The 22040-nt window shown below is 72.2% G+C and carries 22 protein-coding genes; 10 read left to right on the top strand and 12 right to left on the bottom strand.

Annotation, left to right across the window (positions count from 1 at the left end; genetic code table 11):
- The first annotated feature begins 112 nt into the window (after positions 1-112).
- The gene (locus tag H4687_RS13305; RefSeq protein ID WP_050398472.1) at positions 113-1138 is read left to right on the top strand and encodes an ATP-binding cassette domain-containing protein; all 1026 of its coding nucleotides are present in this window, start codon (positions 113-115) and stop codon (positions 1136-1138) included.
- Entirely contained in the window at positions 1135-1974 is an 840-nt protein-coding gene (locus tag H4687_RS13310) for an ABC transporter permease (RefSeq protein ID WP_050398471.1), read from the top strand. The genes H4687_RS13305 and H4687_RS13310 overlap by 4 nt, the downstream gene beginning before the upstream one ends.
- Positions 1975-2022: 48 nt before the next feature.
- On the opposite strand, the gene H4687_RS13315 is transcribed toward H4687_RS13310, so the two are convergent.
- The gene (locus H4687_RS13315) at positions 2023-5331 is read right to left on the bottom strand and encodes a BTAD domain-containing putative transcriptional regulator (protein WP_050398470.1); all 3309 of its coding nucleotides are present in this window, start codon (positions 5329-5331) and stop codon (positions 2023-2025) included.
- A 201-nt stretch (positions 5332-5532) separates the two neighbouring features.
- Here H4687_RS13315 and H4687_RS13320 point away from each other — a divergent pair, with 201 nt between their 5' ends.
- Positions 5533-6333: a site-2 protease family protein gene (locus tag H4687_RS13320; protein ID WP_046918465.1), complete on the top strand. Its 801-nt coding sequence runs from the start codon at positions 5533-5535 to the stop codon at positions 6331-6333.
- Between the two features lie 25 nt (positions 6334-6358).
- Here the strand turns inward: H4687_RS13320 and H4687_RS13325 are convergent, their stop codons facing one another.
- The 4 genes from H4687_RS13325 to H4687_RS13340 all read right to left on the bottom strand — a co-directional run bounded on the left by H4687_RS13325 (position 6359) and on the right by H4687_RS13340 (position 8167).
- Positions 6359-6538, bottom strand: coding sequence for a hypothetical protein (locus tag H4687_RS13325; protein ID WP_046918466.1), 180 nt, complete (start codon positions 6536-6538; stop codon positions 6359-6361).
- A 105-nt stretch (positions 6539-6643) separates the two neighbouring features.
- Entirely contained in the window at positions 6644-7360 is a 717-nt protein-coding gene (gene npdG / locus H4687_RS13330) for an NADPH-dependent F420 reductase (protein WP_046918467.1), read from the bottom strand.
- A gap of 37 nt (positions 7361-7397) precedes the next feature.
- Positions 7398-7637 (bottom strand): hypothetical protein, encoded by a 240-nt coding sequence (locus H4687_RS13335; RefSeq protein WP_046918468.1) that lies wholly within the window; start codon positions 7635-7637, stop codon positions 7398-7400.
- 299 nt (positions 7638-7936) lie between these two features.
- The gene (locus H4687_RS13340) at positions 7937-8167 is read right to left on the bottom strand and encodes a hypothetical protein (protein ID WP_020115305.1); all 231 of its coding nucleotides are present in this window, start codon (positions 8165-8167) and stop codon (positions 7937-7939) included.
- Between the two features lie 67 nt (positions 8168-8234).
- Between H4687_RS13340 and map the strand changes: the two genes are divergently transcribed.
- Positions 8235-9092 (top strand): type I methionyl aminopeptidase, encoded by an 858-nt coding sequence (gene map, locus H4687_RS13345; RefSeq protein ID WP_046918469.1) that lies wholly within the window; start codon positions 8235-8237, stop codon positions 9090-9092.
- Positions 9093-9297: 205 nt separating this feature from the next.
- Entirely contained in the window at positions 9298-9966 is a 669-nt protein-coding gene (locus H4687_RS13350; RefSeq protein WP_046918470.1) for a biliverdin-producing heme oxygenase, read from the top strand.
- A gap of 125 nt (positions 9967-10091) precedes the next feature.
- Here H4687_RS13350 and H4687_RS13355 read toward each other — a convergent pair whose 3' ends face one another.
- A complete protein-coding gene (locus H4687_RS13355; protein ID WP_046918471.1) occupies positions 10092-10736 on the bottom strand; it encodes a PhzF family phenazine biosynthesis protein in 645 nt (214 codons plus the stop codon).
- A 471-nt stretch (positions 10737-11207) separates the two neighbouring features.
- Between H4687_RS13355 and efeO the strand changes: the two genes are divergently transcribed.
- The 4 genes from efeO to H4687_RS13375 are packed head-to-tail and all read left to right on the top strand — an operon-like array spanning position 11208 to position 15597.
- The gene (gene efeO / locus H4687_RS13360) at positions 11208-12359 is read left to right on the top strand and encodes an iron uptake system protein EfeO (protein WP_046918472.1); all 1152 of its coding nucleotides are present in this window, start codon (positions 11208-11210) and stop codon (positions 12357-12359) included.
- 2 nt (positions 12360-12361) lie between these two features.
- Positions 12362-13648, top strand: coding sequence for an iron uptake transporter deferrochelatase/peroxidase subunit (gene efeB, locus H4687_RS13365; protein WP_046918473.1), 1287 nt, complete (start codon positions 12362-12364; stop codon positions 13646-13648).
- A gap of 4 nt (positions 13649-13652) precedes the next feature.
- A complete protein-coding gene (efeU, locus tag H4687_RS13370) occupies positions 13653-14528 on the top strand; it encodes an iron uptake transporter permease EfeU (RefSeq protein ID WP_046918474.1) in 876 nt (291 codons plus the stop codon).
- Complete coding sequence (locus tag H4687_RS13375) at positions 14485-15597, top strand: hypothetical protein (RefSeq protein WP_078907250.1); 1113 nt, start codon at positions 14485-14487, stop codon at positions 15595-15597. The genes efeU and H4687_RS13375 overlap by 44 nt, the downstream gene beginning before the upstream one ends.
- Positions 15598-15654: 57 nt before the next feature.
- Here H4687_RS13375 and H4687_RS13380 read toward each other — a convergent pair whose 3' ends face one another.
- Positions 15655-16407: a bifunctional DNA primase/polymerase gene (locus H4687_RS13380; protein ID WP_046918475.1), complete on the bottom strand. Its 753-nt coding sequence runs from the start codon at positions 16405-16407 to the stop codon at positions 15655-15657.
- Between the two features lie 280 nt (positions 16408-16687).
- Entirely contained in the window at positions 16688-17317 is a 630-nt protein-coding gene (locus H4687_RS13385) for a TetR/AcrR family transcriptional regulator (RefSeq protein WP_046918476.1), read from the bottom strand.
- A 119-nt stretch (positions 17318-17436) separates the two neighbouring features.
- On the opposite strand from H4687_RS13385, the gene H4687_RS13390 reads away from it, so the two are divergent.
- A complete protein-coding gene (locus tag H4687_RS13390; protein ID WP_179860136.1) occupies positions 17437-17646 on the top strand; it encodes a DUF6243 family protein in 210 nt (69 codons plus the stop codon).
- 23 nt (positions 17647-17669) lie between these two features.
- Here H4687_RS13390 and H4687_RS13395 read toward each other — a convergent pair whose 3' ends face one another.
- From H4687_RS13395 to H4687_RS13410, 4 genes are all read right to left on the bottom strand, one after another.
- On the bottom strand, positions 17670-18143 hold the full coding sequence (locus H4687_RS13395) for a GNAT family N-acetyltransferase (protein WP_046918478.1): 474 nt from the start codon (positions 18141-18143) through the stop codon (positions 17670-17672).
- A 65-nt stretch (positions 18144-18208) separates the two neighbouring features.
- The gene (locus H4687_RS13400) at positions 18209-19237 is read right to left on the bottom strand and encodes a small ribosomal subunit Rsm22 family protein (protein WP_046918479.1); all 1029 of its coding nucleotides are present in this window, start codon (positions 19235-19237) and stop codon (positions 18209-18211) included.
- Positions 19238-19357: 120 nt separating this feature from the next.
- On the bottom strand, positions 19358-20536 hold the full coding sequence (locus H4687_RS13405) for a serine hydrolase domain-containing protein (protein ID WP_046918480.1): 1179 nt from the start codon (positions 20534-20536) through the stop codon (positions 19358-19360).
- On the bottom strand, positions 20488-21957 hold the full coding sequence (locus H4687_RS13410; RefSeq protein WP_046918481.1) for a multidrug effflux MFS transporter: 1470 nt from the start codon (positions 21955-21957) through the stop codon (positions 20488-20490). Before H4687_RS13410 ends, H4687_RS13405 begins: the two co-directional genes overlap by 49 nt.
- Positions 21958-22040 lie beyond the last annotated feature (83 nt).

The raw sequence follows: 22040 nt of genomic DNA on the forward strand, positions 1-22040 counted from the left end.
GACACCCGCCGACGAGACCCGCACCCCCGAGTCGTCGGGCGTGTCGGCGGGGCATCGGCCGTATAGGTGAGCTGTCGGTGGTTTGTCGGTGGGGGCTGGGAGTGTCGTCCCCATGACACGAATCGACATGAACACCGGCGGCGCGAAGGGCGCTGTGACCGTGCGGGGGCTGGTCAAGCACTACGGGGAGACCAGGGCGCTGGACGGTGTCGACCTCGACGTGCGCGAGGGCACGGTGATGGGCGTCCTCGGCCCGAACGGCGCGGGCAAGACGACGCTCGTGCGCTGCCTGTCCACCCTGATCACCCCCGACGCGGGCCACGCGACCGTGGCCGGCTACGACGTCGTACGGCAGCCGCGGCAGCTGCGCCGCGTGATCGGGCTGACGGGGCAGTACGCCTCCGTGGACGAGAAGCTGTCCGGCTTCGAGAACCTGTACATGATCGGCCGGCTGCTCGACCTGCCCCGCAAGGAGGCGAAGAGCCGTGCCACCGGTCTGCTGGAGCGGTTCTCGCTGACCGAGGCCGCCGGGCGCCCGGCGGCGACGTACTCCGGCGGTATGCGGCGGCGGCTCGACCTGGCCGCGTCCATGATCGGGAGCCCGGCCGTGCTGTACCTGGACGAGCCGACGACCGGTCTCGACCCGCGGACGCGCAACGAGGTGTGGACCGAGGTGAAGCGCATGGTCGGCGACGGTGTCACCGTGCTGCTGACCACCCAGTACATGGAGGAGGCCGAGCAGCTGGCCTCAGAGCTGACCGTGATCGACAAGGGCAAGGTGATCGCGGGCGGCCGTATCGAGGAGCTGAAGGCCCAGGTCGGCGGTCGCACGCTGCGGGTCCGGCCGGCCGATCCGGTGCAGCTGCGGCCGCTGGCCTCGGAGCTGGACGGCCTGGGCATCACCGGGCTCGCCACGACCACCGTGGACATCGAGACCGGCACCCTCCTCGTGCCGATCCTCAGCGACGAGCAGCTGACCGCCGTCGTCGGCGCGATCACCGCGCGCGGGGTGACCATCGCCTCGATCACCACCGAACTGCCCAGCCTGGACGAGGTGTTCCTGTCGCTCACCGGCCACAGGACCGGTGCGACGCAGGACGCGACCCCGTCCCCCGCCTACGAAGAGGTCGCCGTATGAGCGCCGTCACCACCGTTCCCACCGCCGGTGGGGCCGCCGAGGCCGGTCAGGCCGACGGCCGCATCGGGCTCCGGGCGCACGCCCGGCACACCGGCGCGCTCGTCCGGCGGAACCTGCTGTGGATCCGCCAGGACCCCGAATCGATGTTCGACGCGGTCCTGATGCCGATCGTGTTCACCCTGCTCTTCGTGTACGTCTTCGGCGGCTCCATCGGGCAGGCGCTGGGCGGCGGCCAGGAGCAGTACGTGCAGTACGTGGTGCCGGGGCTGATGGCGATGATGGGCATGAACATCGCCATGGGCGTCGGCACGGGCTTCAACGAGGACTTCCAGAAGGGCGTCATGGACCGCTTCCGGTCCCTGCCGATCGGCCGGTCCTCGGTCCTGCTCGCGAAGATCTCCGTCGAGCTGCTGCGCATGCTGGTCGCCACGACCATCCTGCTGACCGTCGGGGTCCTCATCGGCTTCGACATCACCAGCTGGCCGGGACTGTTCGGCGCGGTCGGCCTGGCCGTCGTCTTCGGATCGTCCCTGATGTGGATCTTCCTGGTGCTGGGCGTGACGATGAAGAACGCCCAGTCCGTGCAGGCCATGGGCTTCCTGGTGCTGTTCCCGCTGCAGTTCGGTTCGTCGATCTTCGCGCCGACCCAGTCGATGCCGGGCTGGCTGCAGGCCTTCACCGACTACAACCCGCTGTCGTCCCTGGCGGACGCGGCGCGCGGGCTGATGACCGGCGGCCCCATCGCGCACGACCTGCTGGTCACGCTCGGCTGGTCGGTGGGCCTGACGGCGGTGATGGCGCCGATCGCGATCCACAAGTTCAAGACGAAGAGCTGACCACCGGGGCCGCGGGCCGCACGGCGACGACGGAAGGCCGCACGGGGGTCAGACGAGGGCGGCGGCCTCCCGCGGGGTGAGGGCGCCGCCCTCGGCGTACGCCCGCTCGTACGCGGTGTCGCCCAGCGCCGCGCGCGTCACGGCCTCGGCCCTGTCACGGGACTCGACCTCCATCGGGCTGGAGAAGTGGCCGGGCGGCAGCAGCGCGTCGGCGGCGCCGATGAGCCGGGCCGCGTCGAGGGCGCGGGCGCCGCCGTCGACGGCCGTCAGGGAGATGGCCGCGGTCACGAGATGGATGGCGGGCATATGGGGCGCGACCATCTGGGACAGCCGGTCCAGACTCCGGTCCAGCGCCTCGCGCATCAGCCGCAGCGCCTCCTCGTGCTGTCCGTCCATCGTCTCCAGCCAGCCCTCGACGCCGATGACGAACCCGGCGAAGAGCACGAAGTCCGCGGCGTGGAAGTCCTGGCGCAGCAGGGTGAGCTGCTCGCGGGCCTCGACCGTGCGCCCGCTGCGGCCGAGCCGGATCGCGAGGAAGAGCCGGGCGGCGGGCACCGCCCCGCCGGCGGCCCGGCGCCCGGCCTCCAACACGTCGAACAGCAATTTCTCGCCGCGCTCCGCGTCGCCGCTCTCGATGTACACGCTGCCGAGCCGGACGCCGAGCATGCCCAACTGGGCGTTGGCGCCGAGTCGTTCGGCGTACTCGATGGCCCGCTCGAAGTCCGCGGCGGCGAGCTCGAACTCGCCCTTGCGCTCCAGGAACTCGCCACGCGCCGAGAGCGCCTCGGCGGCGCCCCAGGCGTCCCCGAGCCGGTCGAAGATCTCCAGCGACTCCTCGGCGTCCGCGGGGGCGTCGCCCGCCCAGTCGGTACGGTTGGCGAGGATGTTGGCCCGCATCTGCAGGGTCTGGCCCAGTTCCCAGGTGAAGCCGAGGGCGCGGCAGGTGTCGATGTTGGCGTCGAGGACGGCGCGCAGCTTCTCCATCTCGCCGGTCAGCAGGACGGCGTAGAACCACATGAAGCCGGGGAAGCGGCAGGTCTGCGGCTGGCCCGGACGGTAGGTCGCGCTGATGACCCGCAGCTTCTCCTGGGCCTCGGCGGTCTTCCAGGCGGGCAGTTCCATGTCCATGCAGGCCAGGTGGACGAGATGCACCCCGCGCCGGGCCTCGTCCAGGACGGCGGGACTCATCGGCGGCGGGCGTTCGACGGTGCGCTCCCGCAGGTCCGGGACGGGGCGGGCGGGTGCGGTGAAGGGGTCCGGGCCGAGTTCCTTGACCTGGGCGGACCAGTGCCGGGCCTCGGTCTTCAGATCCCGCATCTGCCAGTACCAGCACAGCGAGAGCGTCAGACAGAGCGCCTCCTGCTCGTCCCGCTCGGCGACGGCGTGTCTGAGGGCGGTGCGGATGTTCTCGTACTCCAGTTCCAGCAGCTCGATCGCGGCACGCTGGCCGGAGCCGCGCAGCAACGGGTCGGTGGTGCGGACGAGTTCGCGGTAGTACGTGAGGTGCGCGCGTGCGGCGGCCGGGCGGGTGCCGGTCTCGTCGAGCCGTTCGCCCGCGTACTCGACGACGGTCTCCAGGAGCCGGTAGCGCATCTCTCCGGCCGCGGGAACCGCCGAAGGGGCCGCCACGACGAGGGACTTGTCGACGAGCGAGCCGAGCGCCTCCAGCGCGGCGGGTCCGCAGACGGCCTCGGCGGCGGCCAGGTCGCAGCCGCCGGCGAACACCGACAGCCGCCGCAGGACGTACCGTTCGTCCTCGTCGAGCAGCTCCCAGGACCAGTCGACGACCGCGCGCAGGGTCTGCTGCCGGGGCAGGACGGTACGGCTGCCGGAGGTGAGCAGCCGGAAGCGGTCGTCGAGGCGGTCGGCGATCTGGCGGGGCGTCAGCATGCGCAGCCGGGCCGCAGCCAGCTCGATGGCGAGGGGCAGCCCGTCGAGGCGGCGGCAGATCTCGGCGGCCGCCTCCGGGTCGGCGGCGACGGTGAAACCGGGCCGGGCGGCCGCCCCCCGGTCGGCCAGCAGGCGCAGCGCGTGCGGTTCCGTCAGCGACTCCACCGGGCGCAGCAACTCCCCCGGTACGCCGAGGGGTTCGCGGCTGGTGGCGAGGACGGTCAGCGTCGGGCAGCGCTGGAGGAGCTGGTCGACGAGGTGGGCGGCGGCGTCCACGACGTGTTCGCAGTTGTCGAGGATCAGCAGCATGCGGCGCCCGGCGCAGTGTTCGGCGAGGCGGGCCAGCGGGTCGTCCTTGCGGTCGGCCGCGACGCGCATCTCCTCGGCGCGGGCGCCGCGCAGGACGGTCTCGCGGGCGCCGAGGGCGGTGAGGACGGTCTCCGGGACGTTCGCGGGGTCGTCCACGGGGGCGAGTTCGGCGAGCCAGACGCCGTCCGGCATGGCCTCGGCGACGGCCTCGCCGGCCTCCTGGGAGAGGCGGGTCTTGCCCGCGCCGCCGGGGCCGAGAAGGGTGACGAGGCGGGTGCCGGTGAGGTCGTGGCGGATGGTGTCGATGTCGGTGTCCCGGCCGACGAACGAGGTGAGACGGGCGCGGAGGTTGCCCGGGGCGCGGGTGGGGTGGGGGTGCGGCGCGGGCCGGTCGCGCGGTTCCCCGCGCCTCTGACGGGGCGCTGGTTCGTCCGATCGCAGGAGTTCCGCGTGCAGTCGGCCGAGTGCCGGGCCCGGGCTCGTGCCCAGGCGGGCCGACAGGAGGCGGCGTATCTCCTCGTAGGCCGCCAGGGCCTCCGCCGTGCGGCCCGTGTCCCGGAGGGCCTGGAGGCGGAGCAACTGGAGGGGTTCGTCGAGGGGATGGGTGTCGCAGAGGGCGGTGAGGTCCGGGAGGGCGGAGTCGGCGCGGCCCAGCGCGAGGGCGGCGGTGAGGCGGGTGCGGTGGGCGTCGAGGCGGCGGGTCTCCCAGCGGGCGGCCTCGGCGGCACGGTCGGGGAGGTCGGCCAGCGGCGGGCCCTGCCAGAGGGCCAGCGCGTCGTCGAGGACGTCGGCGGCCTTGGCCGGATCGCCGTCGGCGAGCGCGCGGGCGCCCTCCTCCGCGAGACGTTCGAAGCGGTGCAGGTCGATGTCGTCCCGTGTCGCCGTGAGGCGGTAGCCGCCGTTCAGTGAGGCGATCGCGTCCGGGCCCAGCGCCCTGCGCAGCCGGCCGACCAGTGCCTGCAGCGCGGCCGGCGCGTCGGCGGGCGGATCGTCGGCCCACACCTCGTCGACGAGGGTGGCCGCGGGCACCGTACGGCCCTGGCGCAGCGCGAGCACGGTCAGCAGGGCGCGCAGCCGGGCGCCCCCGACGGGGACGGGGGTGCCGTCGGGCTGCAGTGCCTGGGTGGTGCCGAGGATGCGGTAGCGCACAGGGTCCATTGTCTCTGTCGGTGGTCGCTGTCAAAGTCGGGTCCGGGTGTCCGGTGCATCGAGTCGGACGCTCCCGCGCCACCGTCGACCGTGCGTCCCCCACCTTCCTAGGAACCGGGAGGGGATCGCGAGACGTTTTCGGCGTGCGCCCGGTACCGTCGGGCAGGCCGTTCGAGTGATCGATTGTCCGCCGCGAGTCCTAGGAGCCCCATGACCACCGCCGCGTCCCGCCGGAGCGACCGGAGGATCAGCCCCGTCTTCGTGGGGATCGTGGCCGTCATGGCGGTCACCGGATGGGCCACGTGGACCGGGTTCGCCGAGCAGCCGGGTCTGGCCGTCTTCCTGTTCGTGACCTCGGCGTGGGTCGTCTCCCTGTGTCTGCACGAGTACGCGCACGCCCGTACCGCGCTGCACAGCGGTGACATCTCCATCGGCGCCAAGGGCTATCTCACCCTGAATCCACTGAAGTACACCCATGCCCTGCTCAGCATCGTGCTGCCCGTGGTCTTCGTGATCATGGGTGGGATCGGTCTGCCCGGTGGCGCGGTGTTCATCGAGCGAGGCCGTATCCAGGGCCGTTGGAAGCACAGTCTGATCTCGGCGGCGGGTCCGCTGACGAACGTCGCGTTCGCGGCCGTCTGCACCGCGCCCTTCTGGCTGGGGGTCACGGACGGTGTGCCGGACGCGTTCCTCTTCGCCCTCGCCTTCCTCGCGATGCTCCAGGTCACCGCGGCGATCCTGAACTTCCTGCCGGTGCCCGGCCTGGACGGCTACGGCGTCGTCGAGCCCTGGCTGTCGTACAGGATCCGCCGCCAGGTGGAGCCGCTGGCGCCCTTCGGGCTGCTGCTCGTGTTCGCGGTCCTGTGGATCCCGGCGGTGAACGGGGTGTTCTGGGACGTGATCGACGCGTTCATGCGGGGCCTCGGGATCGAGGACCAGCTCTCCGACTGCGGCTACTGGCTCTACCGCTTCTGGCGCGCGGACAGCGACGTCTGCCTCACCGGGATGTGAGGGATGTGGGGCAGGGCCCCCGAACTCAGCGGGCGGCGGACCGCTCCAGCTTCGCCTTGCGCGCGTAGTACCAGGTCATGTTGGAGGACAGGCCGGCCATCAGCGCCCACACCACGCCCAGCCAGCTGCCCCGGCTGAAGGAGACCACGGCCGCGGTGACCGCGAGGAGACAGACGACGAGCGCGTAGACGGCGAGGCGGGGCATGGGGGTCGGCTCCTGACAGGGCGGTCGAGTCGGACGAGGTGGTGGTGCGTCCAGTGTCCCCCATGCCCGCCGGTGTGCGTGCCCCGCCCGCGGGCCGTGCGCCGGCTACACGTCCGTCAGGCGGATGCCCGCGTGGGCCTTGTAGCGGCGGTTCACGGAGATGAGGTTCGCGACCAGGGACTCGACCTGGTGGGCGTTGCGCAGCCGGCCCGCGAAGATGCCCCGCATGCCGGGGATACGGCCGGCCAGCGCCTGCACGATCTCGACGTCGGCCCGCTCCTCGCCGAGGACCATCACGTCCGTGTCGATCTCCTCGCTCTCCGGGTCTTCGAGGAGGACGGCGGAGAGGTGGTGGAAGGCGGCGGTGACGCGTGAGTCCGGCAGCAGGGCGGCGGCCTGCTCGGCGGCGCTGCCCTCCTCCGGCTTCAGCGCGTAGGCGCCCTTCTTGTCGAAGCCGAGCGGGTTGACGCAGTCGACGACGAGCTTGCCGGCCAGCTCCTCGCGCAGCGACGCGAGGGTCTTGCCATGGCCGTCCCACGGTACGGCGACGATCACGATGTCGCTGCGGCGGGCGGTCTCGGCGTTGTCGGCACCCTCGACGCCGTGTCCCAGCTCCTCGGCGACGCCCTGGGCGCGGTCGGCGGCCCGCGACCCGATGATCACCTTCTGGCCGGCCTTGGCGAGGCGGTACGCGAGGCCCTTGCCCTGGGGCCCGGTGCCGCCGAGCACGCCGACGACGAGCCCCGACACGTCCGGCAGGTCCCAGGGGTCCTTGGCCGGGGCCTTCGCGGGGGGCTGCTGTGCACTGTCAGTAGAGGTCATGGGCCGACTTTACGTGCGTGTCCGTCGCGGCCGGCGATCAGGTGAGCGCGGTCACGGGGACCCGGCGGAAGGTGATCGTCTCGTACGCGCCGAAGTCGCCCGTCTCGTGGAGCAGACCGACCGTGTCCCAGCGGGCGGCCCCACCGGCCGACGCGACCGCCCCTCCCAGCTGACAGGTACCGGGTACGGGCCTCCCGCCGGGGCCCGGGCCCCGCGCGTCGCGCCGCCCCGCGAGGACGACCGCCCCGTGCGGCGCGGCCGCGACCCGCGTCCGCACCGTCAGCCACCGCTCGCCACGCCGCTCCTGACCGCCGGGCGGTGGGCGGTGGGCGCGGGCCGGCCGCGGAAGGCACGGCGCCGTGGGCCGCCGCAGGTCGTGGCTCCGACGGCCGTCCGCGCCCGTACCGCCCCGATCGCCGAGCGGTGGGGGCGGTACGGGCGGGGTCCCCGCAGGGCTTGCGGCCCGGTCGGCGGGTGTCGTCGCGCTCGCCGGCCGCGCCGGTCTCCCGCCGGAGAGCCGCACCTACCGGCCGCGTGTCACGGGCGGCGGGGCCGCCCCGAGCCGCCGGGGGGCGGTCAGTCGGTGTTCGAGTCCGTCGCGGGGGTGTCGTGCCAGCGGGGGTCGTTCTCCCACTCCGCGTTGCGTTCCTGGGCCGTCTCCATGGCCCGGGTGGCTTCCTGGCGGGAGGCGTAGGGGCCCATACGGTCCTTGCCGGGGCAGTCGGGGCCCTCTTCGACCTTCTTGTGCTCCAGGCAGTAGAACCACTCGCCGGGCTTGCCGGCCGTACGCCGTTTGAACAGGGGCATGACCTGAGTTCCCTTCACCAGTCGTCTCCGACATGGTCCCCCACCACCGCTGGTTAAACTCGCTGGCATGTCTGGCCAGTCGCTGCTCGCACCGGGGAAGCTCTCCCCCACCCGTACCGTCCCGGGAAACATCCGCCGACCCGAGTACGTGGGCAAGCCCGCCCCGACTCCGTACACCGGGCCGGAGGTGCAGACGCCCGAGACCATCGAGGCGATGCGGATCGCCGGCCGGATCGCGGCGCGGGCGATGGCCGAGGCGGCCAAGCACATCGCCCCCGGCGTCACCACGGACGAGCTGGACCGGGTCGCGCACGAGTACATGTGCGACCACGGTGCCTACCCGTCGACGCTCGGCTACCGGGGCTTCCCGAAGTCGCTGTGCACCTCGGTCAACGAGGTCATCTGCCACGGCATCCCCGACTCGACCGTGCTGCGCGACGGCGACATCGTCAACCTGGACGTGACGGCGTACATCGGCGGCGTGCACGGCGACAACAACGCCACCTACCTGGTGGGGGACGTGGACGACGAGTCGCGTCTGCTCGTCGAGCGGACCGAGGAGTCCCTCGCCCGTGCCGTCAAGGCAGTCAGGCCGGGCCGCCAGATCAACATCATCGGGCGGGTCATCGAGTCCTACGCGAAGCGGTTCGGGTACGGGGTCGTGCGGGACTTCACCGGGCACGGGATCAACTCGTCGTTCCACTCCGGCCTGATCGTCCCGCACTACGACTCCCCGCACGCCACCACGGTGATCCAGACCGGGATGACGTTCACCATCGAGCCGATGCTGACGCTCGGGTCGTACGACTACGACATGTGGGACGACGGCTGGACGGTCGTCACCAAGGACCGCAAGCGCACCGCCCAGTTCGAGCACACGCTGGTGGTGACGGAGACGGGCGCGGAGATCCTCACGCTGCCGTAGTCCCTTTCGCACCGACATGCGTCCCCGCGAGACAGCCCGCCCCCGGTTCCGGCCGTGCGGCGGGCTTTTCGCTGTGCGGGTGCGCGCGCCGGACACGGGGTACCGTCTTACCGACAGGGAGTCGGGAACCTGTTGACTTAGGTCACCCTAACCACAGAAAATGACGTCAGCTTCTCGTCTTCCCACTTCGGCACCGGAGGCCTCCATGAACGCGTCGGTCGCATCGGACACGGCGTTCTCCACGCTCATCCGCGCCGCCTCGCACGAGCAGCACACCGAGGCGGAGTCCACGACGTTCATGGGCGACATGCTGGGCGGCAAACTCGGCGTCGAGGCGTACGCGCGGTACACCGAGCAGCTGTGGTTCGTGTACGAGGCACTGGAGAGCGCCGCGCCGGGGCTGGCCGGCGACCCGGTCGCCGGGCCGTTCGTCCAGCCCGAGCTGATGCGGCTGCCCGCGCTGGAGCGGGACCTGGAGCATCTGCGCGGCCCCGGCTGGCGCGCGACGCTCACGTCGCTGCCGGCGACCGAGGAGTACGCGGCGCGGGTCGCCGAGTGCGGGCGTTCGTGGGCCGGGGGGTATGTGGCCCACCACTACACGCGCTACCTCGGCGACCTCTCCGGCGGACAGATCATCCGGGACCGGGCCGAGAAGACCTGGGGCTTCGCCAGGAAGGGCGACGGGGTCCGGTTCTACGTCTTCGAGGAGATCACCAACCCGGCCGCGTTCAAGCGGGGGTACCGGGAGCTGCTGGACCGGGTGCGGGCCGACGACCTGGAGAAGCAGCGGATCGTGAGTGAGTGCAAGCGGGCGTTCGCGCTGAACACCGCGGTCTTTCTCGCGTTGGGCGAGGAGTTCCCGCTGAGCGCGTGAGCGCGTGAGCGCTCCGCTTCTTTCACGGGCGGGGTGGGTCGTCGGCTGCGCGTGGGTGGGGGCTGTTCGCGCGGTTGGCCGCGCCCATGAAATGGGGCTGCGCCCCCATTTCACGGTGCGCGCTCTCAGCGCTCCAGGAACACCCTGCCTCCGACCTCCACCCAGCCGTGCGGCTGCGGGGCCGTGAGGAGCTGGGAGCCCGTGCCCTGGGTGATGTTCAGGGCCCGGCCCAGCCGCGCGGTCAGCTGCAGGGCCGCCGCACCGGTGGCCTCGTCCTCGTCGATGCCGTCGTCGCGGCCGGGGAAGGCGCGGGCACGGACGCGCCCGGCCGCCTCGTCCTCCCAGGCCCACGCGTAGACCCACTCGCCGGGCGCCGGTACGCGCAGGTCGTCGATCTCGGCGGCGGAGGCGTACTGGCGGAAGGTGCGGGGCGGGGCCCACTCCGGCAGGGCCTCGATCCAGCTGAACTCACCGTCCAGCCGGGCGCCGACGACCCCGGCCGGGGTGACCAGTTCGGGCACGTCGAGGAGCCAGGCCGCGCCCACGCACGGATACCCGGCGAAGGGCAGGCGCAGCGAGGGGGTGTAGATGTCGATCACCCCGCGCTCGGGGTCGTCCACGAACACGGTCTCGCTGAAGCCGAGTTTGGCGGCGAACTCCTGGCGGTCGACGGGGTCGGGCATCACGGAGCCCTCGCGGACGACGCCCAGTTCGTTGCCGTATCCGCCGCGGGGTCCGCAGAACACCCGCAGCACGTCGAAGTCGGTCACTCCGGCATTGAAACATCAACCAAGCCCCGTGTCGTACCAGGTCACCACACCGCCGGACGGCGACCGGACGGCGTCGGCACCAGCCAGGAGAGGATCAAGTGACCGTACCGGACAAGCCGGTTGGGCCGGAGCGGTCCGACGGGCCCGCGAGGCCGGGCGGGGCACGACCCGCCGCCCACGCTCCCGCACCCGCACCCGCACCCGCGGACCGGCAACGTCCAGATCACGCCGAAACACGGCGAAAGTCGACGCTTGGACGTGAAACCGCGTTCTTGACCGTGGAATGACTCTCTTGACCCGCTCTTGACCGGACTATGGGGGCTGTTTTGAGCCACCGTGATCGGCCCGTGCTCGTACGGCCCCGGAGAGGGGGTTTCACTGGGGGTACAGCAATTGGTGAGGTAAGCCTCAGATAACTTAGGCCCGCCTCACCTTCTCTGTGTGTCCTCTGTGTACTGCCTTGGAGCCGAAATGCGCCCCCTCAGACTGTCCGTCGTCACCGCCGCCACGACAGCGGCGGCCCTGACCGCTCTCACCGGCTGCACCGAGAAGAGCAGCGCGGGCGCGGACGGGGCCATCGCGGTGACCGCGACCGACACCACGTGCGAGGTGTCGAAGAAGGAGTTCCCGGCGGGCCACGTCGAGCTGGACATCGAGAACAAGGGCTCCAAGGTCACCGAGGTCTACCTCCTCTTCCCCGACGACCGCGTGGTCACCGAGCGCGAGAACATCGGCCCCGGCACCAAGCAGAAGGTCACCGCCGAGGTGAAGGCGGGCGACTACCGGATCGCCTGCAAGCCGGGCATGAAGGGCGACGGCATCCGGCAGGACGTCAAGGCCACCGGCGGCGGCAAGGTCGCCGCACGCGATCCGCGGCTGGACGAGGCCGTCGCCTCCTACCGGAAGTACGCGCAGACCCAGGCCGACGAGACGATCCCGCTGGTGAAGGTGTTCGCCGAGGCCGTCAAGGACGGCGACGTCGAGGCCGCGAAGAAGGCGTACGCGCCCTCCCGCATCGGCTGGGAGCGCACCGAGCCGGTCGCCGAGTCCTTCGGCGACATCGACCCGAAGGTCGATGTCCGCGAGGACGGGCTGGAGGAGGGCCAGGACCCGGAGAAGGACTGGACCGGCTGGCACCGCCTGGAGCGCTCGCTGTGGAAGGACGGCAAGCTCACCGCGCGCGACTCCGAGCTGGCCGACCAGCTGGTGACCGACCTGGAGGACTGGCAGAAGCGGGTCGGCAAGGCCGAGATCACCCCGACCTCCATGGCCAACGGCGCCAAGGAGCTCCTCGACGAGGTCGCCACCGGCAAGGTCACCGGCGAGGAGGAGCGCTACTCGCACACCGACCTCGTCGACTTCAAGGCCAACGTCGAGGGCGCCGAGGAGTCCTACGAGCTGCTGAAGTCCGTCGCCGCCGAGAACGACCCGGAGCTGACGAAGGAACTCGACCAGCAGTTCGCGGCCCTGAACACGCTGCTCGACAAGTACCGCAAGGACAAGACGGGTTACGACTTCGTCTCCTACGACAAGGTCGGCAAGGCGGAGCAGAAGGAGCTGTCGGACGCGGTGAACGCGCTCGCCGAGCCCCTCTCGCAGCTCGCGGCAGCCGTGGTGAAGTGACGATGACCACCGAGGAATCCCCCGAGCCCCGTCCCGCGTCCGCGAGCCCGGGTACCCCGTCGCGGCGTGCGCTGATCGGCTGGGGCGGTGCCGGGCTCGCGCTCGGTGCCGCCGCGGCCGGCGGCGCGGTCGCCGCGGCCCGTACCGGCGACGACGCGGCCCCCGCCGCAGGGGCGGCCGTCGCCTTCCACGGCGCCCACCAGGCCGGGATCGCCACGCCCGTGCAGGACCGGCTGCATTTCGCCGCGTTCGACGTGGAGACCGACGACCGCGACGCGTTCGTGGCCATGCTGAAGGACTGGACGGCCGCCGCGCGCCGGATGACCGCCGGGAAGGCGGTCGGCGACGGCGCGTACGGCGGTCTGGCGGAGGCCCCGCCGGACGACACCGGCGAGGCGCTGGGGCTCAAGCCGTCCCGGCTGACGCTGACCATCGGCTTCGGGCCGTCCCTGTTCGACAGGTTCGGACTGGCCGGGCGGCGGCCGGAGGCCCTCGTCGACCTGCCGCAGTTCGCCGGCGACAACCTGGACCGGGCGCGCAGCGGCGGCGACCTGTGCGTACAGGCCTGCGCCGACGACCCCCAGGTCGCGGTGCACGCCATCCGCAACCTCGCCCGCATCGGCTTCGGCAAGGTCTCGGTGCGCTGGTCCCAGCTCGGGTTCGGCAAGACCTCCTCGACCACGCCCGAGGCGCAGACCCCGCGCAACCTCATGGGGTTCAAGGACGGCACCCGCAACATCGCGGGCACGGAGACGGACCGGCTGAAGAAGTTCGTCTGGGTGGGCGAGAAGGACGTCGACGCGAACTCGGCGTGGATGACCGGCGGTTCGTACCTCGTCGCCCGTCGCATCCGTATGCACATCGAGACCTGGGACCGGACCTCGCTGCAGGAGCAGGAGGACATCTTCGGCCGCGACAAGGGCGAGGGCGCCCCGGTCGGCAAGGCGAAGGAGCGCGACGAGCCGTTCCTGAAGGCGATGCTGCCGGACGCGCACGTGCGGCTCGCGCACCCCGACTCCAACCACGGGGCCACGCTGCTGCGCCGCGGCTACTCCTTCACCGACGGCACGGACGGCCTCGGCCGCCTGGACGCGGGCCTGTTCTTCCTGGCCTACCAGCGCGATGTGCGCGAGGGCTTCATCCCGGTCCAGCGCAACCTGGCCACGGACGCGCTCAACGAGTACATCCAGCACGTGGGTTCGGCGATCTTCGCGGTACCGCCGGGCGTCCGCGACGCGGACGACTGGTGGGGCCGGGCGCTGTTCTCCTCATCGGCCACGAAGGGCTGACGCCGTGTTCGCGAACTATCTGATCGGTCTGCGGGAGGGCCTGGAGGCCAGTCTCGTCGTCTGCATCCTCATCGCCTATCTGGTGAAGACGGACCGCAGGGACGCGCTCAGGCCCATCTGGACCGGCATCGGCGTCGCCGTCGGACTCGCCCTCGCCTTCGGCTGCGTCCTCGAATTCGGCTCCCAGGAGCTGACGTTCAAGGCGCAGGAGGCCCTCGGCGGCTCCCTGTCGATCCTCGCGGTGGTCCTGGTGACCTGGATGGTCTTCTGGATGCGGCGCACCGCCCGCCACCTCAAGGCCGATCTGCACGGCAAGCTGGACGCGGCCCTGCGGATGGGCACCGGCGCGCTGGTGGCGACCGCGTTCCTCGCGGTGGGCCGGGAGGGACTGGAGACCTCGCTGTTCGTGTGGACGTCGGTACGGGCGTCCGGCGACGGCACCGAGGGCCCCCTCGTCGGCGTCCTGCTGGGCCTGGCGACGGCGGTGGTGCTCGGCTGGCTGTTCTACCGGGGCGCGCTGCGCATCAACCTCGCCCGGTTCTTCACCTGGACCGGCGGCATGCTCGTCGTCGTGGCGGCCGGTGTCCTCGCGTACGGCTTCCACGACCTCCAGGAGGCCGACTTCCTGCCCGGCCTGACGGACAAGGCGTTCGACATCACCGGGACGATCCCGCCGGACAGCTGGTACGGCACCCTCCTGAAGGGCGTCTTCAACTTCCAGCCCGACCCGACGGTCCTGCAAGTCACGGTCTGGCTCCTCTATCTGATCCCGACGCTCGCGCTGTTCCTCGCCCCGGTAGGGTTCGCCTCCGGGAAGGGGAAGGTGAAGATTCCTGATGAGCAGGGTTCTCGGGGTTCCGAGCCCACGAAGGCTTCGTGAGGTTCGTCCGGTGCGTGCAGGCGGGCGGTTCCTCGGCCTCCGCCGGTTCGGCGGGCGCGGTCCGTACACCGGAACGCGCCGGCACGACGGGCCTCTCGCGTATGGCCGTGGCGCGCTGCTGACCACGGCGGTGACCGCGCTGGCGTTGACGGCGAGCGGCTGTGTGGTGGTCCGCGGCGACCTGGAGGTCGTCCCCACGGCGACGCCCGGGGAGGCGGCGCGGGCGCTGAAGGACTTCACCGCCGCGTACAACAAGGCGGACAAGGCGTACGACCAGTCCCAGGACGCCGCCCGGGTCACCGGCGCGCTCGCCGACATCGACGGCGGCAAGCTCCGCTCGGGCGCGAAGCTCAACCCCGGCGGCAACCCGAACCACGTGGCACTGAAGCTGACGGACGTCACGTACACGATTCCGGAGAAGGCGGCCTGGCCGCGCTGGTTCGTCGCCGACGCGGCCGCCAACAAGGGCAACCCATCGGACCGTTGGCTGTTCGTCTTCACCCGGGACGGGCTGACCGACCTGTGGGAGGTCTCCTTCCTCACGGTCGTCCCCCGCGCCGACCTGCCCCAGTTCAAGAAGGACGAGAACGGCCACGCTCAGGTGGTCACGCCGAACGACCCCGAACTCTCCGTCGCGCCCGCGCAGTTGCCCGACAAGTACGTCACGTATCTGAAGGAGGACAGCGCCCTCTTCGCGGACGGGCCGTACACCTCCGAGGAGCGCGCCGAGCGTCGGCGGAACGCGACGAAGCCGGGTCTCGCGCGGCAGTTCATCGACGAGGCCCTCACCAACGGCGACTACGCGCCGGTCGGCCTGCGCACCACGGACGGCGGGGCGCTGGTCTTCTTCACCACCCGCCACTACCAGAAGCAGACCGCCGCGCAGGGTGTGAGCATCCCCGTCAGGGACCCGGCGGTCCGGGCGCTGATGACGGGCGAGCCCAAGCAGTCCCTGACCCTGGAGTTCGTGAACAACCAGGCGGTCCTCGATCCGGCGAAGACGAACTCGGACCAGCCGGTGAAGGTCCTGAGCCAGGTGGGCGGGCTCACGGGGGCCAAGGGCGAGTGACGCGGGGCCCATGAGCCGGGGCCGATGAGCCGGCGCGGGCGGCCGTAGGGCCGGGGGTCAGTTCCGGGAGGGCCAGGCCGTGTTCGTGGAGTCCGGCTGCTCGCCCACATGGCGGGCGCAGGCGTCGGTGAGGATCTCCAGCAGGGTCAGCGGGTCCGGCAGCGGGTGCTCGGGGCCGCGCACCCAGTGCACGGCGAGGTCACCGGGCAGCCGGGCCGGCGGTACGAGGACGTAGGAGCCGCGGCAGTGCCAGCGCAGCCCCGGGTGCTCGTCCATGGTCTCCGGGTGGCAGTCCAGCTCGCAGGGCCACCACTCGTCCTCGTCCTCGGGCGTGCCCCGGGTGTGGGTGAAGAACAGCAGGCGCCCCTCGCCCGACTCGGACTCGGACTCCGCGACGGGGCCCACCTCGATCCCGGCGGCGAGCAGCCGCTCCAGGGCCTCGGTCCCGGCGGCGAAGGGGACGTCCAGCACGTCGTGGACCATGCCGGTCGCGGTGATGAAGTTGGCCTCCGGCTGATGCCGGGCCCAGCGCTCGATCTGGCCGCGGTCGGTGGTCGACTGCGTCTGCCAGGCGAAGGACACCGGGTGCCGGGCGGGGGTGGGACAGCCGACGCGGTCACAGGAACACCGGTAGCCGGCGGGATACGCGGCGGGCGCGAGCGGGAGTCCGGCAGCGGCGGCGGCGAGCAGCAGTTCCTCACGCCCGGCCTCGTCGGCGGCCCCGTCGAGCGGGCGGCTGGTACGACGGGCGCGCAGCCACTCGGAGAACCTGCCCTGCCGACCGGTCCGGCCGCCGAACGTCGCGCTCATCTATCGCCTCGCCTCGCTGTGGTGCGGACAGCATCTCCCCATGGTCCCACCATCCTGCGCCGAGGGGGGCCGGAGCCCACATCCGGGGTAGGTGGGGCGATGCCGGAACGCGGACAGGGATGGTGGGCTATCACATGCTTTGGTAGGACATACGGTCCGGTCGCGGGTCCTGGGCGGTCACCCTTCGGTCGGATTGATCACACTCGGGCGGGGAGCCGGCCGGCGGGCAGGCGGTTGACCGGGGCGGCGGTTGACCGGGGCGGCGGAGAGCTGACCGGCGTCAGCGCGGCGCGAGACCGTACAGGGCGTAGTCGACGAGCGTGTCCGTGTACGCGTGGGAGATGGGCCCCGTCCGCTGGAGCCAGCGCTGGGCCAGGGGCGCGACGAAGAGTTCGAGGGCGATACGCGGGTCGAGGTCGGGCCTGACCTGGCCCGACTCCTGCGCGGCCGTCAACCGTCGGACGTAGAACTGGAGTTGGGGTTCGAGGAGCCGGGCCACGAACTCCTTCGAGAGGTTCTCGTCGACGACCCCGGCGGCGGCGAGGGCGCGGGAGGGGACGTCGAACTTCGGGTCGAGGAGTTCGTCCACGGTGGCCCGCAGGACGTACTTCAGGTCGGCCGCGAGGTCGCCGGTGTCCGGGATGGCGTACTCCTCGGGCTCCTGCCCCGGGGTCGCGACCTGCTCGGCGGCCTGCTCCTGCAGATCGAGGAACGCCTCCAGCAGCACCTCCGCCTTGGAGGACCACCACCGGTAGATCGTCTGCTTGCCGACGCCGGCGCGGGCCGCGATGCCCTCGATCGTCGCCTTCTGGTAGCCGACCTCGCCCACGAGGGCGAGGGCGGCGTCGTAGATGGCGCGGCGCGACTTCTCGCTGCGCCGGGTGGAGTCTGGGGCGGTCTTCTTGGCCATGGAGCGAATCTAGCAGGTTGACAAGACGATGCGTCTCGCCTCATCGTGGTGAACATGAACGAGACGAACCGTTTCGTTTCATCTACAGAAGCAGTCGCACTCGCAGCGAGGAGACCGTCATGACCCGAGGTGGAGCAGGCAACATGCTGGGAGTCGGCGGTTCGCGCCGGAACCTCAGCCGCAAGGCCCTGCGCGGCGGCCCCGCGCACGGCCGCGTCGGCGGCGGCCACGACCCCCAGGCCCGGAAGCGGGAGCTGCTGCGCAAGCTCCAGGAGAAACAGCGGGAGGAAGGCCGGGAAGATCGCCAGGGAGGCCGCCAGGAGGGATGAGGCCCGGCCGATCGGTCAGCCGGTCAGCCGGTCAGCTCCAGCACCCCCACCGTCTGGTCCCCGCTGGTCTCCCCCGTCGTGCGGAAGCCGAGGCCGAGATAGAAGGCCTCGGGGCCGTCGGGGCCGGGATGCCAGGTGACGTAGAGCCGGCTGCCGCCCCGGCGGCGGATCTCGGCGGCCACGGACTCGACGGCGAAGCGGCCGTACCCGCGCCCCTGCTCCTCGGCGGCGATGTTCAGACGCCAGAGCCCGGAGCGGACATCGGTGCCCGAGCCGTCGCCCTTCCAGTCGATGTCGAGGAAGGCCATCAGGAAACCGACGACCCGGTCACCGTCCCGGACGAGCCGGGGCCAGGCGACACCGGGGTGGACGTACGCCTCGGCCAGCGACTGCGCGACCGGCTCCACCAGGTGTTCCTGGTCGGGTCGGACGCGGACGGCGAACGCCGCCTTGAGGTTGGCGGGGGTTATGGGCTCCAGGCGCGGTGTCGTCGACATGATCGATGATTCAGCCGGATAGGGCGCGGGAGCCGCAAGCGGTTTACGGGTGGGCGGGGGGCGCGTCAGGCCGGGTCGGCGGCTGTGTCGGCGGCCGGGGGCCAGGCGTCGCCCCATCCCGTGTCGCGGGCCGCGCGGTAGAGGGGGCCGTGGCGCTTGGTGACGGTGGTCCGGGTGAGGGCGGGGCCGGCCTCGTCCGTCCCGGACTCGCAGAGGTCCAGGAGGACCTGGCCCTTGCGGATCTGCGGCTTGCGGACGACCCGGGAGGAGGCCGGGGCCGGGGGAACGCGGGTGGCGGCGACGTAGCTGAACTTCTCGTCCTCGTACGGCAGGGAGCCGCCCTTGACCTGGCGATGCAGGGAGGAACGGCTGACGCGAGCGGCGAAGTGGCACCAGTCCTCGCCGGGCACGATGGGGCAGGCGGCGCTGTGCGGGCAGGGCGCGGCGATGTGGAAACCGGCGGCGACGAGGCGGTCGCGGGCCTCGATGACGCGGGCGTACCCCTCGGGCGTGCCCGGTTCGATGATCACGACGGCCTCGGCGGCGGTCGCGGCGGCCTCCACCACGGCCGTGCGGTCGGCGACGGTCAGCTCACCGAGGACGTAGGAGACCGTGACGAGATCGGTGCTCTCGATGGTGAGCGCCGCTCCGATACGAGAGCGCTGCCACTCGGCGGCCTTCAGCTCCGGGTTTGTCGCGGCGATCTCCCGGCCGAGCGCCAGCGCCGGCTCCGCCCAGTCGAGCACCGTCACCGGTCGCCCGCCCGCCCAGGTCGCGTTCACCGCCCAGGTCGCCGCGCCCGTGCCTCCGCCGACGTCCACATGGCTGCCGGGCACCCACCCGGGCACCGCCACCGCGAACGCCTCCAGCGCCGAGCACACCGCCTCGAACGTCGCCGGCATCCGGTACGCCGCGTACGCCACCACGTCCGACCGGTCCCTGAGCACCGGCGCGTCCGTCGGCGTCCGCCCCCGGTAGTTCGCGATCAGCCGCTCCACCGCCCGCGTGGCCGACTTGGGCGGGAGGCCGTCGAGAAGGCCGGCGAGGGCGCTGCGGAGGGTGTCGGAGGCGGAGGCGGGGGCGGGGGCGTTCACGTGGCGATTCTATGGGCCTCGTCATGAAGCCTCGTCTCTCCGGGGCCTTGTCTCTAGGGGCCTCGTCTCCAGGGAGCCTCGTCTCCAGGGCCTCGGCCGCCCCCTCGGCGGCCGCGCGGCTCACATCCCCCGTACCGCCCGCGCCACCCGGGTACCCGCCGCCGCCCGCGCCGCGTTGACGGGCTCGCCGCGGCGGGGATGGACCGCGTTGGTGAGAAGGACGAGGAACGTGTCCGTCGCCGGGTCGAGGACCAGGGACGTGCCCGTGAACCCGGTGTGGCCGGCCGCGCCCCGGCCCGCCAACTCGCCCATGAACCAGGGCTGGTCGAGGGCGAAGCCGAGGCCCGGCGGAGTGAGCATCAGCTCGACGAAGTCGGGGCCCAGGATGCGCGCGGGGCCGTAGGAGCCGCCGGCCAGCAGGGTGCGGCAGAAGACGGCCAGGTCCCGGGCCGTCGAGAAGAGACCCGCGTGGCCGGCCACACCGCCGAGGGACCAGGCGTTCTCGTCGTGGACCTGGCCGCGGACCATGCCCCGGTCCGCCTTCGCCCAGGGGCGGCGCTGGTCCTCCGTGGCCGCGGCGGCCGGGCAGGGGCCGAAGGTCGTCGACACCATGCCCAGCGGATGCGTGATGCCGTCGCGGATCAGGGCGTCGATGGTCCGGCCCGTCAGGCGCTCCAGGACGTGCTGGAGGAGCAGGAGGTTCAGGTCGGAGTAGCGGTGTTCCGTGCCGGGGGGCGCCGTCGGGGCCTCCGCGCGGAGCATCGCCAGCCGGGCAGCCGGGGACGGGCAGTCGTACAGCGGGAGTTCGGGTCGCAGCCCGGAGGTGTGGGTGAGGAGGTGGCGGACGGTCAGAGCGTGTTCGGCGGCGCCCGTGAAGTCCGGGAGGTACGCCCCCACCTTCGCGTCGATGCCGAGGGTGCCGCGCTCCAGCTGCTGCATCGCCGCCACGGCGGTGAACAGCTTGGTGAGGGAGGCCAGGTCGAAGGGGGTGCGCGGGGTGACCGGGACGCGGGAGTCCGGCGGGAGTTCCCGTCCCCGGTCGGCGTGTTCGTCGTGGGCCTCGTAGCGGACCGCCCAGCCCGCCGCCTCCTCGACGGCGATGACGGGGCCGCGTCCGGCGAGGACCACGGCACCGGGAACCCGGGGGCGCTCCCCCTCCGTCAGCGTGCGCACGTCCCGTACGAGACGGCGCAGTTCCTCGGGGTCCAGTCCGGCCCGTTCCGGGGTGTCCGTGCGCAGTCTCGGCGCGCTCAGCTCTCCGCTCCCTCCGCTTTCGTACGCCTGTTCCAAGGACGGCACAGTGTCACGAAGCAGGTCGCCGCCACCAGGGTCGCGGCCAGTTGGACCACGGCCATGGGCACGGCCGTGTCCTCGCCCGCGACGCCGACCAGGGGGGACGCTATCGCGCCGATCAGGAAGGACGAGGTACCCAGCAGCGCCGACGCCGAACCCGCCGCGTGGCGTACCCGCATCAGGGCGAGCGCCTGGGTGTTGGGGAGCGTGACGCCCATCGCGGACATCAGGACGAAGAGGGCCGCCGCGACGGGGACCAGGCCGACCTCGCCGAAGACGTCCAGGGACATCAGCAGCAGCGCGGTCGCCGACAGGGCGACGACCGTGAGGCCCACCGCGAACACCTTGTCCAGGCTCACCCGGCCCACCAGGATCTTTCCGTTGATCTGGCCGACGACGACGAGGCCGACGGAGTTGACGCCGAAGAGCAGGCTGAACGTCTGCGGGGAGGCGCCGTAGATCTCCTGGATCACGAACGGCGAGGCGCTGATGTACGCGAAGAGGGCCGCGAAGGCGAAGCCGCCGGCGAGCGTGTAGCCCATGAAGACCCGGTCGGTGACCAGGCTACGCATGGCGCCCAGGGTCTCGCCGATGCCGCCGCCGTGGCGTTCGGCGGGGGCGAGCGTCTCGGGGAGCTTCGTCCAGACGACCGCGAGGAGCGCGACGCCGATGACCGTGAGCACGACGAAGACGCCCCGCCAGTCCGTGACGCGCAGGATCTGGCCGCCGATCAGCGGCGCGACGACCGGGGCCACCCCGGAGACCAGCATCAGGGTCGAGAAGAAGCGGGCCATCGCGTCGCCGTCGTACAGGTCGCGGACCACCGCTCGGGCGATCACGATCCCGGCCGAGCCGGCGAGGCCCTGCACCAGACGGAGGGCGATGAGGGTCTCGATGGTGGGGGCGAGGGCGCAGAGGGCGGTGGCGACGATGTAGACGGCGAGACCGAGGAGCAGCGGGCGGCGACGGCCGAAACGGTCGCTCATCGGGCCGATCAGGAGCTGGCCGAGCGCCATGCCGGCGAGGCAGGCGGTGAGGGTGAGCTGGACCGTGGTGGCGGGCGCGTGCAGGGAGTTGGTGACCTCCGGCAGGGCCGGGAGGTACATGTCCATCGCCAGGGGTGGCGTCGCGGTGAGGCCGCCGAGGATGAGGGTGACGAGGAGGCCGGTACGGCGCAGGGCGGTGGTCGCCCGCGCGGCCCCGGGGTCCGCCGTCGACGGCTGCGGCTGCGGCTGCGGCTGCGGCTGCGGCTGCGGCTGCGGCTGCGGCTGCGGCTGCGGCTGCGCGGACTGTGGCTGCGCGGACTGTGGCTTCGACGGCTGCGGTTTCGGCGGCCGGGGTGCCGCCGCCGCGGCGGGCCGCGTGTGCTCCCTCGCCGTCGTGGTCGGCTCGGCGGGTGCCGAGCCCGGTATGTGCCCCTCGGGCATGTGCCCCTCCCTCTGTGTTCAGTCCGCCACCTATGCTCTCAGCTCGTACGACGTGGGCGGGGTCACACACCCGCCCCGGAGCC

The organism is Streptomyces stelliscabiei, assembly GCF_014873495.1.
In the GTDB taxonomy this organism is placed as follows: domain Bacteria; phylum Actinomycetota; class Actinomycetes; order Streptomycetales; family Streptomycetaceae; genus Streptomyces; species Streptomyces bottropensis.